Genomic DNA, 11,997 nt, shown 5'->3' on the forward strand with positions numbered 1-11,997 from the left:
GTCGCCGTCACCTACGGCATCGGCCGCGTCTACCACAACTCCTCGACCCTCGTCCTCGTCCTCGCGGGGATCATCGTCGGATCCCTCTTCTCCGCCCTCCTCTCCCTCGCCAAATACGCCGCCGACCCTTACGATACCCTGCCTGCGATCGTCTTCTGGCTGATGGGGAGCCTCTCTGCGGTCTCAAACGCCGAGATCATCGCAGTCGCCCCGCCGATTCTTCTCGGGAGCCTCTGCCTCTTTCTCATCAGGTGGCGGATCAACCTCCTCGCGGTCGGCGAAGAGGAGGCGCAGGCACTCGGGCTCGACACGAAGAGGATGACCGTGGTGCTCATCGTCGCCTCAACCGTCATCACCGCCTCAGCGGTCTGCATCAGCGGGATCGTCGGTTGGGTGGGTCTCGTCGTGCCCCATATAGGAAGAATGCTCGTCGGCCCCGATTTCCGCAGGCTCATCCCGGTATCAGCCATCCTCGGGGCCTCGTTCCTTCTCGTCGTCGACGATATCGCAAGAACCCTGACCGCAGCCGAGATCCCGCTCGGCATCCTGACGGCGCTCGTCGGCGCGCCGTTCTTCGCATACCTCTTAACACAAAAGAAGGTCGGCTGGACATGATCCTGAACGTCAAGTGCGCGTCGTTCTCATACGACGGCATCACAAAACAGTTTGAAGATGTCTCCCTCTCCCTCCGGAGAGGAGAGGTTCTCTCCCTCCTCGGGAGGAACGGCACGGGAAAATCGACCCTGATCAAGTGCATCCTAAACATCCTCACGCTCCAGAAGGGGGAGGTGGAGATCAACGGCCGCCGGGTCAGCAGTATGCGGCCCGACGAGGTCGCGCGGGAGGTCGGCTACGTCCCCCAGGGCCACCGTTCCGTCTTCCCTTTCTCGGCGCTTGACTTCGTCCTCATGGGAAGGGCGCCCCATATCTCGACCTTCTCGGTCCCGAAAGAGGAGGACTACGAGAAGGCGGATGAAGCGTTTGCGCGGATCGGGATATCCCATCTCCGGGAGAAGCCCATCTCAGAGATGTCTGGCGGGGAAGCGCAGATGGTGATGATCGCCCGCGCCCTCGCCCAGGAGCCCTCGCTGCTCATCCTCGACGAACCGACGTCGCACCTCGATATCGGCAACCAGATGAAGGTGATCGCGACGATCGACCGCCTCGCCGCCGACGGGATCGCCATCCTGATGTGCACCCACTTCCCCGACCACGCATTCCTGGTCTCGCATTCGGCCGCCATCCTCCAGGACGGCAGGTTGATCGCGAAAGGACCGGCCGAGGACGTCATCACGAAGGAGAACCTCCGTGAAGCATACGGGGTCGATATCTGCGTCCACTACATCGAGGAGGCCGGGCGGACGGTCTGCATCCCGATAAACCCCTGCGGCTGCCGGGGCAAAGGGGAGGCATAATGACCCCGATACCGCGATCCACCGCGGCAAAGGAAGAGAAGCGGGATGCTAACGCATGAGTGCCGCTGTTGCGCACACCACTGCCTGATCCCTGAGGGGGAGTGCGGCAGATGCGGCATGTACCGGGGTGCCGGAGGAGCGGCCGTCGAGGTCTTCCCCGACTCCTACCTGGCACGCTACCCGACCGCCATAGAGACGGTCCCTTTCCTTCATTTCTGGCCGGGACATACCTTCTATGCCGTCTCCTCGGTCGGTTGCAATCTCTCCTGCCCCGGATGCGTCTCAGCAATCCTGACCACCGACCCCGGCACCCTCACCGAGGCGCTCGTGCGCCTTCCGCCCGATAACGTAGTCAGTGAAGCGGAGGCGGCAGGCTGCCGGGGAATCCTCTTCTGCATCAACGAGCCCGCGGTATCCCTGCCGACCGTCCTCCGCCTTGCTGATGCCGCGCACGATGCCGGGCTGCTCTTTGGGTGCTCGACGAACGGCTACCTGGGGGACGAGGCTACGTGTGCCCTTGCACCGCTCCTCGACTGTGTCAATGTGGGGCTGAAAGGGGTGTCTGACGCGTGTTACCGGGAGTGCGGCGGGGCCTCGGCCGGGCCGGCCTTCAGGACGGTGCGGGCGCTCTATGAGGCGGGTGTCCACGTCGAGGTCTCGGTGGTCTACGTGCGGGGCCGCGAGGATGAGGTCGTCTCTGCCGCAGAGAGGGTTGCCGCTACGGACGCCGGCATCCCCTTCCAGATCATGCGCTTTATGCCGTTCTCTGGAGGAGAGGAGGAGAGAGCGCCTGCGGCATGCGAGGCCGAAGACCTTGCAGAGACGGTCTCCTCGATCCTCGAGAACGTCTACCTCTTCAACACCCCGGGGACGAGCCGGCTCTCCACCAGATGCCCGGCCTGCGGGCGCATCCTCATCAGGCGGGCCTTCAACGGGCCGATGGGGGCAAGGAACGAGTGGGTGCACCCGGGAGAGCGGTGCGCGTGCGGCGCGAGGGTGCCGGTATCAGGCCGGATGACCACAGAGTGGCGGCCTGAGGCGAGGTACGCCGGCGGCTACCGGCCCACGCGCGGGCTTGAGCTCATCCGGGGCATGCTCGCGGCGGCGGGCGTCACCGACCGGGCGGCGCAGGGCAGGGTTCTTGCCGCTGAACTCGCAAGCGGGGGGCTCTCGACGCTCCACGAGAGGATAGCCACGCCACGGGGGTTCTGTTCTGCCCTCCGGTCATATGCGGCCGCCGGCGGGAGGCCGGACGAGGGAGAACGGCTCGCCTCGGACCTCCTTTCAATCGTATCAGGGATCAGGGATAAGACCGTCGGTATGGGGCGGCCACGGGTCTACATGGCGCTCGGTCATCCCCTGGCCCCGCTCTTTGCCGACAAACCAGAGATCTCGCTCATCAGTTCTGCCGGCGGCTACCCGGTGAACCGTAACCTGGGACGGAGCGACCGGGACGCACGACCGGTCACGGCCCGGGAGATCGAGGCGCTCCGGCCGGAAGTCGTATTCTACCAGGCGGTCGCCCCGGTCGATACGGAGACCTTTGTCCGGGCCTGCCTTGATGCGGGAGTGCTCACAGAAGCGGTGAGGCGGGGTGCTGTATACCGGCTCCCGGCCGGAAAAAAGACGGGGTGCCTCGGGTGGGCGGCATCGATCGCGGCCGTGGCAGGCATCCTCCATCCCAACGCCGGGTGCCCGGCCCCGGGGGAGGTCGAGGAAGCGGTGCTCTCGTGCGTCCGTGCGGTGGGCGGGGAGATCACCTACGGGCGGTAGAACGACCTGTTTCCTGATACCGCGGCCGCGCTGGTCCCGTAAAATGTCCGGTAGAACCGGTCCTGTTCTGCAGCAATGTCAAATTTGGCACGCTCCGGGTGGAGGGTGCCGGCTATGGCGGTGAGGCCGAGAACCCAGCGGGGGTTGCCGAAGTCCCAGCCCGGCGGCATGGTGTAGATGTGGCCGAGCGCGATGGCGTCGGCGGAAAGCCCCATCCTCCGGCATGCCGCAAGGTAATCTGAGGCCGGTGCCGAGAGGAACCCGGATATGAATATGTACTCTGGGTTGAACGCGACAAACTCTTCCGGGGTTATGTTGACGCCCGGTTTCCCGGCACGTTCGATCCCGAGGTTGACCGGGTCGCCGCCGGCCGCCTCCACAAGGTCCATCTCGAACCGCTCGGCGTTCAGGGCGAAGAGCGGTGTCCCCATCGAGTAGTAGACCCGGGGCCGGGGACAGCCCTCGATCGCCGACGAGACCAAAGCCACCCGGTCGCTGATGTAGGAGGCGAGCCGCTCCGCCGCTTCTGGCCGGCCCGCCCGCTCCCCAAGTTCACGGATGAGGCCGAGGTACCCGTCTATCCGCTGGATCTTCCCGTGGAGGTCATGGATAAAGTCGTCCCTGATCACCCCGGCCCAGATCCGGGCGAGGTCGGCGTCAGACGTAACTCCAAGGCAGACCAGGATGGCGTGGACCATCTCGAGCGCCCTCGTGAACCGGTAGCCGCCCATCATACCGGGCTCGGCGTAGGGCATCTCCCCGATACTCCCGACCACCGGGAGCGAAAACCCGCAGGAGCACCGGGCATCCGGGGGTATCGCGATCGTCCGCGCCCCCATCGGCCCGAAGAACTCCCGCCTGACGACCGTCTCCCCGCAGGAAGGGCACGCCGTATTGAGATACCCGGTGCCGGGCGAGTTGAAGAGGTAGACGTAGGAGAGCGTCCGTCGCAATTCGTCGCAGATCTGCTCGGACTCAGCGATCGTCGGCTCCCTCTCCGGCGGCTCGTCGCCGAACGGTATGAACCGCATAACGAGGAACGGGATATCAGGGGATATCTCTGCAATCCGGGCGGCAGCGGCGCGGAGTTCGTCGCGAGAACCCCGGGCGTAGATGCAGGAGACCTCGACGTGGACGCCTGCCTCATGAAGCGCCCGCACCGTCCTGAAGGTCGGTTCGGCCGAGACCGCCCCGCATGCGCGGTAGCACGCATCAGATACGCCTTTCAGCCCGATGTTTGCGAAGTCGATGGCGGGCGTGAGGTCACGGAGGGACTCTTCGGTGTAGTAGCCGTTCGTCGCGCACCCGACCAGGAGCCCCGCATCGTGCGCCGCCCGGGCCACCCGGAGGAAGGTCTGGTGCATGGCGGTCGGGTCGTTGAGGCAGAACGCGATCCCCCGGCATCCCTCCTCCCGGGCGCGCCTGACCAGGGCGGCGGGCGGGATATGCTTGAGGGCGCCGGAGACGGCCTCGGCGTGGTGGGCGACCGTCTCTGATATGCACCCCCCGCAGGAGAAGGTGCACCCGATGCCGCTCGCCTGCAGGAATGTCTCCCGGGGGTGGTAATGGCACATCGGCATCGTCTCGATGGATATCGGCATGGCAGCGATGTAGTGGTCGGGGAACCGCTCGACGATCGCCCCGTCCTCGTTTGTGTACATCCTGCACCGCCCGGTCCCCCCGAGCGGGATGACACACCGGTTCTCGCAGATAGAGCACCGCATGCCTACTCCCCCTTCTCCATCATGACCCAGAGCCCTGAGTCGTCGTTGATGATCCGGTGACGGTGCCCGAGGCCCGCGAGGACGCCTGCGATCCGCGCCCGGTTATCGGGACCGAGGTTTTTATCGCGGAAACTCTTCCATTCAGGGTTCTCCTTCGTCATCGCAGCCGCGATCGAGTCCCGAAGTTCGGCGGTCCCGAACCCGCCCCCGACGTAGGTCTTCCCGCCGGGCGCAAGCACCCGGTAGATCTCGGAGAACGCCCGGGCAAGGTCCTCCCAGAAGAAGACCGAGCCGCGGCTGACCACGAGGTCGACCGACCCCGCAGGGAGCGGGATCGCGTGGACATCACCGCGGAGGAGCGAGAAGCGGCCCGAAAGCCCGGCCTCCCTAATGTTCCCCTCGGCGGTCTCGAGCATCTCGGGGGAGGAGTCGAGGAGCGTGACCGCGAGATCGCTTGCCCGCGCAAGCGCGATCCCGAGCGACCCGGGACCGCTGCCGACGTCGAGACACCGGCCGCGGGAGATCCCGCACCGGTCAAGGATCTGCTCCGCGATCACCGGGTAGACCGGGGCAAAGGCGGTCTTTGCGATCCGGTCCATGCGCTGTGCCCCCTCACGGTCCTTTTCATGTCCCATGCTCATCAGGCCTCAGGGATTCAGGATCTGATGAATCTGGTCGTCGGTGAGCGATACGTGGATGAATGTCTCGTGATACTCCCGGACGAGGCCCTCAAGGTCCATGTCGCCGAAGAGGTCCGGGTAGAGGGCTTTCGCTGTCCAGGGGATCCCGATGATCCGGTTGATGCCGGGCGGGCGGTCGAACCAGCAGAACGCCGTCCGCGGGGTGAGGTAGACCCGGTCATTCTTCACGGCGGTGATATCCTGCCAGAGCGGGTCGGTCCTGACCGTGGCGTAGAACCCCGGATCCCCGGCCAGGATGACTTCTGGATCCCAGGCGATGATCTGCTCCATCGAGACCTCGGTCATCCCTATTCCGGGCGTGATCGCGCAATCTGCAATGTTTCTCCCACCGCAGAGTTCGATGAGTTCGGAGTGCTGCGAGCCGGTGGGATCGGTCGTGAGCCCCCTGGGACCCTCGGCGTAGTAGACACCCACCCGTTCATCGTCGGGGATCGAGGCCACCCGCTCCGTCACCGTGGCAAGCACGCCCTCGTAGAATGAGATCATCGCTTCGGCCTGCTCCTCCTCACCGAGGAGGTCGCCCATGAACCTGATGGGGGCGGAGTAGCCGGTGGAGTTGGTGGTATCCTCGACGGCGACGACCGGGATGGAACCCATCTTCTCCTGCCGTTCGGCGACGGTAGCGCGCGCCGCCCCGCCGTCGGTGGTGTAGCCCTCGATGACGATGTCGGGATGCATCGATATGAAGTTCTCGTAGTTGCCGGTCTGTTTCCCGAACCAGCCCCCGACGACCGGGAGCGCCGCGTATTTCTCGGGGGTGTACTCCTTCTCAGGCAGGAAGCTCCAGCCCGCGAGCCGGTCGGGCGCGACCATATAGACGAGATTGGTCGACGGCGGCGAGGTGCACAGGACACTCTTGATCTCCGACGGCACGACGACGGTCCGGCCCGCCATATCGGTGATCGTGCGGTTTTCTGCAGGGGATTCGATGGTCTGGGTGCCAGTGCAGGCAGCGGAGGCGCAGAGGAGAACTGCACAGATGCCGAGCATTACAAGCAGAATATGACAATGTTTTGTAATAATTACCACGTCCATTCGGTTTTTCCGGCACGCTCCGGGAAGGGAGGTATCGGAGGATTCTGGTACCGTAGTTGGGACGTGAGCCGTATTTAAAATACCCATTTAACTTTATGAGGATGTTAACGAATATAATTTAAAATGCGCCGCTCCGGCCCGGCAGTACCGGTCCAGGATCAGGAGCACGCTCATACCCTCTGGTTCTCAGGTTCCCTCCGAGCCGGCCGCACAATCCGGCCGCAGATTACCAAACCCGCGTGAGGCAACGCCTCACGCTGCACAAATGAAAACGGCCTTTCCCCCGGGTAGTGGACCGTGGTGGGGATCACCCGGGGGAGAAACCCGTCAACGAAAATTCACTCCCTCTCGCCCCGGAGGGCCGCGAGCACGGCCCCCGCAAGCCTCTCGATCTCGTCGAACTGCGGCTCTGCCATGCCTCCTTTTGCTATCCCACATCCGGTCGCGACAATGTGCAGGTCCGGCTCGACCCCGATCCCCTGGAGTTTCCGGAGCGCACAGGCACTCCCGCATCCGTCGAGCACGAGGATCCGCTCTGCGTAGCGCGCCGCCTCCTCAAGCAACACCTGCGGCCGGTCTGCCGGGACGCATGCCTCCACAAGGCCCGGACTCGCCCGCAGGAGCACCATGCCCGCCCGGGGTTGGTCAGTTTCCCGGTCTTCGAGAGGCCGGAGCAGGTGATAAGGGTGACGGGATCCGCCACAACTTCACTCCATCTCAAGCGCTTTTGCGGCCGCCCGCCCGATCAGGTCCGGCGGGATCGCCTCGTACTCCTCGCCGTTATAGCGGAGCGCCCGGCACTCCGTCTCCGCATCGCAGGTGATGCAGGAGCAGGAGCCGCAGGGCGTGGTGGTCACCTCGATCCCCTCGAGGAGGTCCTCGATCGGCACCCCGTTGAAGAGGAGGCTGTTTGACTCCGCGACCGCGTCGTTTTCGAGGACGGTCTCGATTATCCGCACGCTGACTCCCTCCATCTCAAGGAGCATGCTGATCTCCGCGAGAACCGCATTGAGCGCCATCCCGGTCTCCTCGCACCGCTCACAGGTGTGCTCAATGTCTTTTCCGATGTGCTTCCATTCGATGACGAGTTCCTTCTTCATGATACCATCTCTACTGGGAATTAATGGGATATCTTCCCATCGCCTCTCCCCCGTACCACCGGTCCCGGATCAGAAGCGCCACGTTCACGAGCGATATCAGCACCGGGACCTCGATCAGCGGGCCGATGACAGTGGCAAACGCCACACCGGAGCTGATACCAAAGACCCCGATGGCGACGGCGATAGCAAGTTCGAAGTTGTTGCTCGCCGCGGTGAACGAGAGCGCCGTTGCCCTGCCGTAATCGACCCCGAGCCTCCAGGACATCCAGAACGAGACGAAGAACATCACGAGGAAGTAGATCGTGAGCGGAATGGCGATCCTGAGGACATCCAGCGGGAGCGCGACGATGTTGCCACCCTGGGTCGAGAACATCACGACGATCGTGAAGAGCAGGGCGATGAGCGTGATCGGCGATATCTTCGGGATGAACCGCTCATGGTACCACTCCTTCGATCGTGCCCGGAGGAGCGTGAACCGGGTGACGAACCCGGCGATGAACGGGATGCCCAGGTAGACAAAGACCGTCGCGGCGACGCCCGAAATCGTGATCGGCACCTCCGTCCCGGCCCCGATCCCGAGGAGCGGCGGGAGGACGGTGATGAAGACGTAGGCGTAGACGGCGTAGAAGAGCACCTGGAAGACGGAGTTCAAGCCCACGATGGCGGCACAGTAGTCGCAATCGCCCCCGGCAAGGTCGTTCCAGACGATCACCATCGCGATGCACCGGGCAAGGCCCACCAGGATAAGGCCGTACATGAACTCCGGCCGGCCTGCAAGGAAGAACGCCGCAAGGAGGAACATCAGCACCGGGCCGACGACCCAGTTCTGGACGACGGAGAGGCCGAGCACCTTCCTGTCCCGGAAGACCAGCCCGAGCTCCTCGTACCGGACCTTCGCAAGCGGCGGGTACATCATCAGGATCAGCCCGATGGCGATGGGGATCGAGGTTGTCCCGACCGAAAACCCCGTGATCGCTGCCGGGACCGCGGGGACGAAGTAGCCGATGGCGACGCCGGCCACCATGGCAAGGATGATCCAGAGGGTCAGGTAGCGGTCGAGGAACGAGAGCCGGGAGCCGGAGGTCCCCTGGTCGGTGGTGCCCATCGCCGGTCACCGCCCGCCAGGCCGGAGCTCTCCCGCAAGCGCGGCGGCATACAGCGCATCCGCGGCAGAACAGGGTTTCTCATCCATGGTTCGTTCACCTCATGACGGGCAGGTCAGATCACGCTGAGCACCTGGAACACGACGCCGGCAAGGACGGCGACCATGAGGATCGTCACCACAAAGGCGGCGACGAGCCTTCGCTCAAAGATCGCGGCAAGGAGCGTCACTTCCGGGATGCTTGCCCCCGCGCCGCCGATGATCAGAGCCATGACCGCCCCGATGCCCATCCCCTTCTCGAGGAGGACGGCACTGATGGGGATGATTGTCTCTGCCCGGATGTACATCGGCACTCCGATCACCGCTGCCACCGGGATGGCAAGCGGGTTATTTGGCCCGGCGAGGGAGACGATCAGGCCTTCAGGGACGAACCCGTAGATGAACGCGCCGATGCCCGCACCGAGGAGGAGATAGGGGAGCACCTGCCGGAAAAGGCTGACTGCGAAGGAGAATGCGCTGCGGATGCGGGTGCCGTGGCTTACGGCCACAGCACAGTCGCAGGGCTCCGGTCTTCCTTCAACCATCACGTCCTTGACGTAGCGCCCGTAGCCGAGCCGCCCGAGGAGCCAGCCTATGCCTGCAGCAGCGGTGAAGGTGACGGCAGCGTAGACGGCGGTCGGCACAACCCCGATGAGCGCGACGAGAAGTGAGAGGATTATCGGGTTTAGGAGCGGGGAGGCAAGCAGAAACGACATGCAGACCCCAAAGGGGATCCCGACCTCAAGGAGCCCGAGCAGGATGGGGATGGTCGAGCAGGAACAGAACGGGGTGAGCGCTCCGAAAGTGGCCCCGATGACGTTCCCGACACCCTGCCGCCTCCCGGCAAGCACGCTGCGTATCCGCTCTTCAGGGATGTAAGCCTGGAGCAGCCCGACGAGGAACGTGATCCCGACAAAGAGCAGGATCAGTTCCCCGGCGATCACGACGAAGAACTGCCCGGCGGTGATGAGTGTTGCCAGAAGGTCCATCAGGTCTCTCCCTCACCGATAGTTTACTGCTCTCCTCTGTCAGGTTCTTCCTTCTTCTTCGGGACGATCCGGGTACCGCAGCAGCCGCCGCCGGTGCCGCAGCCACAGCCCGAGGAGAAGAGGCTCTTTATCCGCGATCCGATTTTTGTACCTTCTTTTTTATCTTTCTCGTCCGTCATGGTCATCACGTCTGCCCCGGCCGGTGCGGCGGAGCGGTTCAATCATATTTGAAATACTGTTGGTGGCGCTGGCGTATGAAGGTTTTCATTTCAAAAATTATTGAAATATCCTGGCGTAGCCCGGGCTGATGTATTTTTCTGATCGCCCGCGAATAGTAGGTTGATGAGCATGGAGATGTTTCTCTGTGGATGAGGGGCATGGCGCGGACCGGAGGCTGCAGACCCTCCCGGAGGAGGTAGAGCAGTCGCTTTCGGCATGTGGGGGGCTCAAAGAACTGATTGCACACCTCCCCCGAGACGAGACGCTCTCCAGACAGAGCGCCGTCTTCAGGACACTCGCCGACCCCCTCCGCCTTAAGATCCTGGCAATGCTCTTCGTGCAACCGCTCTGCGTCTGCGTCATCAAGGCTGTGCTCGGCATCGCCGACTCGCGGCTCTCCTACCATCTCGGTGTCCTGAGGAAGGCGGAGCTGATCGCCGGCGAGGCGCAGGGAAACTGGATCATCTACCGGCTGACCGCCGACGGCGAGACGTGGGCGCAGCGGCTGGCGGACACCGCCGCAGACAAGCCGGGCGAAAGGGGATAAGCGGGGCCCGGGCCTCTACCCCGAGGCGCTCTAAGAACATCCGGTGCAGGCGCAAGTCCCCGCCGAGCACCGGGTGGAAGGCAAACGCCATATGCTGGCCGCTCCTGACCACCACGATCCCTTCCGGGGTGCGGGCGGGCACCTCGATACCGGGGCCCTGACGAAGGCGGACCGGACCGGCAAGTCCCCCTACGTCAAGAAAAACCTCGCAGGAGTCGACCTGCCGCCCGAAGGCGTTGCGCGCAACGTGTATCGGGACGAGGTTTTAGGCCCGCCCACGGGTCTGGAGGATCTCGTCTTCCCGGAGCATGCGGATATCAAGTCCCTTCATCGCCTCGCCAAGCCCCCTGCTCACCTCGGCGATGACCTTCGGATCATCGTAATGCTCCACCGCCTCCACGATCGCCCGGGCGGTCGCCTCGGGGTTTGCCGACTTGAAGATGCCCGACCCGACAAAGACACCGTCGGCCCCGAGTTGCATCATCAGGGCCGCGTCGGCGGGTGTTGCGATACCGCCGGCCGAGAAGTTCACCACAGGAAGGCGGCCGAGGTTTGCGCACTCGACGACGAGTTCTGCGGGCGCCTCGATCTCGCGGGCCCGGTCGACGAGTTCCTGCGTGGAGAGGCCGGCGAGCGCCCGGATCCCTCCCATGATCGCCCGCATGTGGCGAACCGCTTCCACGACGTTGCCGGTCCCGGCCTCGCCCTTCGTCCTGATCATCGCTGCTCCCTCATCGATCCGGCGGAGCGCCTCCCCGAGATTCCGGGCGCCGCAGACGAACGGGACATCAAACCGTGTCTTATCAATATGGAACTGCTCGTCCGCCGGGGTCAGCACCTCGCTCTCGTCGACCATATCCACACCGAGCGCTTCCAGGATCTGCGCCTCGACAAAGTGGCCGATCCTCGCTTTCCCCATCACCGGGATGGAGACCGCGTCGATGATCTCGACGATCTTCTGTGGGTCGGCCATGCGGGCCACGCCCCCGGCCGCTCTGATATCGGCAGGGACTCTCTCAAGCGCCATAACGGCGACGGCACCGGCCTCCTCGGCGAGCTCTGCCTGCTCTGCGTTGACGACGTCCATAATAACGCCGCCGTTCTGCAGCGACGCAAAGCCGCGCTCGATCAGCTCGGTGCCAAATCTCAGTTCCTCGAGTTTCATTATTCTTATGTATAGCTCACGGACCCCAATAAAAATAGTGCGGCGATCTCAAAGATGGCAAAGATGATCACCGCCGCCCTGACCGCACGGACGATCCCGGCGCCCCCCTCCTCAAGCGTCAGCTCGGGGTCCCCGAGCGTGTAGACCCCCGGCTTCTCAAGCCTGATCCCGACGCCGCCGGCGATGAC

14 protein-coding genes and 1 pseudogene are annotated in these 11,997 nt (G+C 64.1%); 4 read left to right on the top strand and 11 right to left on the bottom strand.

What is annotated here, in order from left to right; all coding sequences use genetic code 11:
• The 3 genes from BP858_RS10450 to BP858_RS10460 all read left to right on the top strand — a co-directional run.
• Nucleotides 1-615, top strand: a 615-nt coding sequence (locus BP858_RS10450) for a FecCD family ABC transporter permease (RefSeq protein ID WP_286879448.1), incomplete at its 5' end; no start/stop codon positions are given.
• Nucleotides 612-1,415, top strand: a complete 804-nt coding sequence (locus BP858_RS10455; protein ID WP_014865928.1) for an ABC transporter ATP-binding protein — start codon at nt 612-614, stop codon at nt 1,413-1,415. The genes BP858_RS10450 and BP858_RS10455, both read left to right, overlap by 4 nt.
• A 45-nt stretch (nt 1,416-1,460) precedes the next feature.
• Nucleotides 1,461-3,188, top strand: a complete 1,728-nt coding sequence (locus BP858_RS10460) for a radical SAM protein (protein WP_286879449.1) — start codon at nt 1,461-1,463, stop codon at nt 3,186-3,188.
• On the opposite strand, the gene BP858_RS10465 is transcribed toward BP858_RS10460, so the two are convergent.
• The 8 genes from BP858_RS10465 to BP858_RS10500 form a co-directional block, all read right to left on the bottom strand.
• A complete protein-coding gene (locus BP858_RS10465) occupies nt 3,176-4,912 on the bottom strand; it encodes a radical SAM protein (RefSeq protein ID WP_286879450.1) in 1,737 nt (578 codons plus the stop codon). The two genes, BP858_RS10460 and BP858_RS10465, sit on opposite strands and share 13 nt — an antisense overlap.
• Before the next feature lie 2 nt (nt 4,913-4,914).
• A complete protein-coding gene (locus BP858_RS10470; RefSeq protein WP_286879451.1) occupies nt 4,915-5,553 on the bottom strand; it encodes a class I SAM-dependent methyltransferase in 639 nt (212 codons plus the stop codon).
• A 6-nt stretch (nt 5,554-5,559) separates the two neighbouring features.
• Complete coding sequence (locus BP858_RS10475; protein WP_074174632.1) at nt 5,560-6,603, bottom strand: ABC transporter substrate-binding protein; 1,044 nt, start codon at nt 6,601-6,603, stop codon at nt 5,560-5,562.
• A gap of 383 nt (nt 6,604-6,986) precedes the next feature.
• The gene (locus BP858_RS10480) at nt 6,987-7,277 is read right to left on the bottom strand and encodes a putative zinc-binding protein (protein ID WP_286879452.1); all 291 of its coding nucleotides are present in this window, start codon (nt 7,275-7,277) and stop codon (nt 6,987-6,989) included.
• Between the two features lie 78 nt (nt 7,278-7,355).
• Nucleotides 7,356-7,748 (bottom strand): DUF2703 domain-containing protein, encoded by a 393-nt coding sequence (locus BP858_RS10485; protein ID WP_286879453.1) that lies wholly within the window; start codon nt 7,746-7,748, stop codon nt 7,356-7,358.
• 10 nt (nt 7,749-7,758) lie between these two features.
• Nucleotides 7,759-8,853, bottom strand: a complete 1,095-nt coding sequence (gene arsB / locus BP858_RS10490) for an ACR3 family arsenite efflux transporter (protein WP_286879454.1) — start codon at nt 8,851-8,853, stop codon at nt 7,759-7,761.
• 113 nt (nt 8,854-8,966) lie between these two features.
• Entirely contained in the window at nt 8,967-9,878 is a 912-nt protein-coding gene (locus BP858_RS10495) for a permease (RefSeq protein ID WP_286879455.1), read from the bottom strand.
• Between the two features lie 23 nt (nt 9,879-9,901).
• On the bottom strand, nt 9,902-10,066 hold the full coding sequence (locus BP858_RS10500; protein WP_286879456.1) for a hypothetical protein: 165 nt from the start codon (nt 10,064-10,066) through the stop codon (nt 9,902-9,904).
• Nucleotides 10,067-10,242: 176 nt separating this feature from the next.
• On the opposite strand from BP858_RS10500, the gene BP858_RS10505 reads away from it, so the two are divergent.
• Nucleotides 10,243-10,644, top strand: a complete 402-nt coding sequence (locus BP858_RS10505) for an ArsR/SmtB family transcription factor (RefSeq protein WP_286879457.1) — start codon at nt 10,243-10,245, stop codon at nt 10,642-10,644.
• Here BP858_RS10505 and BP858_RS10510 read toward each other — a convergent pair.
• The 3 genes and pseudogenes from BP858_RS10510 to BP858_RS10520 all read right to left on the bottom strand — a co-directional run.
• Nucleotides 10,559-10,897 carry a hypothetical protein gene (locus tag BP858_RS10510; RefSeq protein WP_286879462.1) on the bottom strand — a complete coding sequence of 113 codons (339 nt, stop codon included), beginning with the start codon at nt 10,895-10,897 and terminating at the stop codon, nt 10,559-10,561. The two genes, BP858_RS10505 and BP858_RS10510, sit on opposite strands and share 86 nt — an antisense overlap.
• A 12-nt stretch (nt 10,898-10,909) precedes the next feature.
• Nucleotides 10,910-11,809 (bottom strand): pyridoxal 5'-phosphate synthase lyase subunit PdxS, encoded by a 900-nt coding sequence (pdxS, locus tag BP858_RS10515; RefSeq protein WP_281767090.1) that lies wholly within the window; start codon nt 11,807-11,809, stop codon nt 10,910-10,912.
• Nucleotides 11,810-11,814: 5 nt separating this feature from the next.
• Nucleotides 11,815-11,997, bottom strand: a pseudogene (locus BP858_RS10520) (cobalamin biosynthesis protein CobD); the annotation flags it as partial.

Source organism: Methanoculleus sp. UBA413 (genome assembly GCF_002502935.1).
GTDB lineage: Archaea > Halobacteriota > Methanomicrobia > Methanomicrobiales > Methanoculleaceae > Methanoculleus > Methanoculleus bourgensis.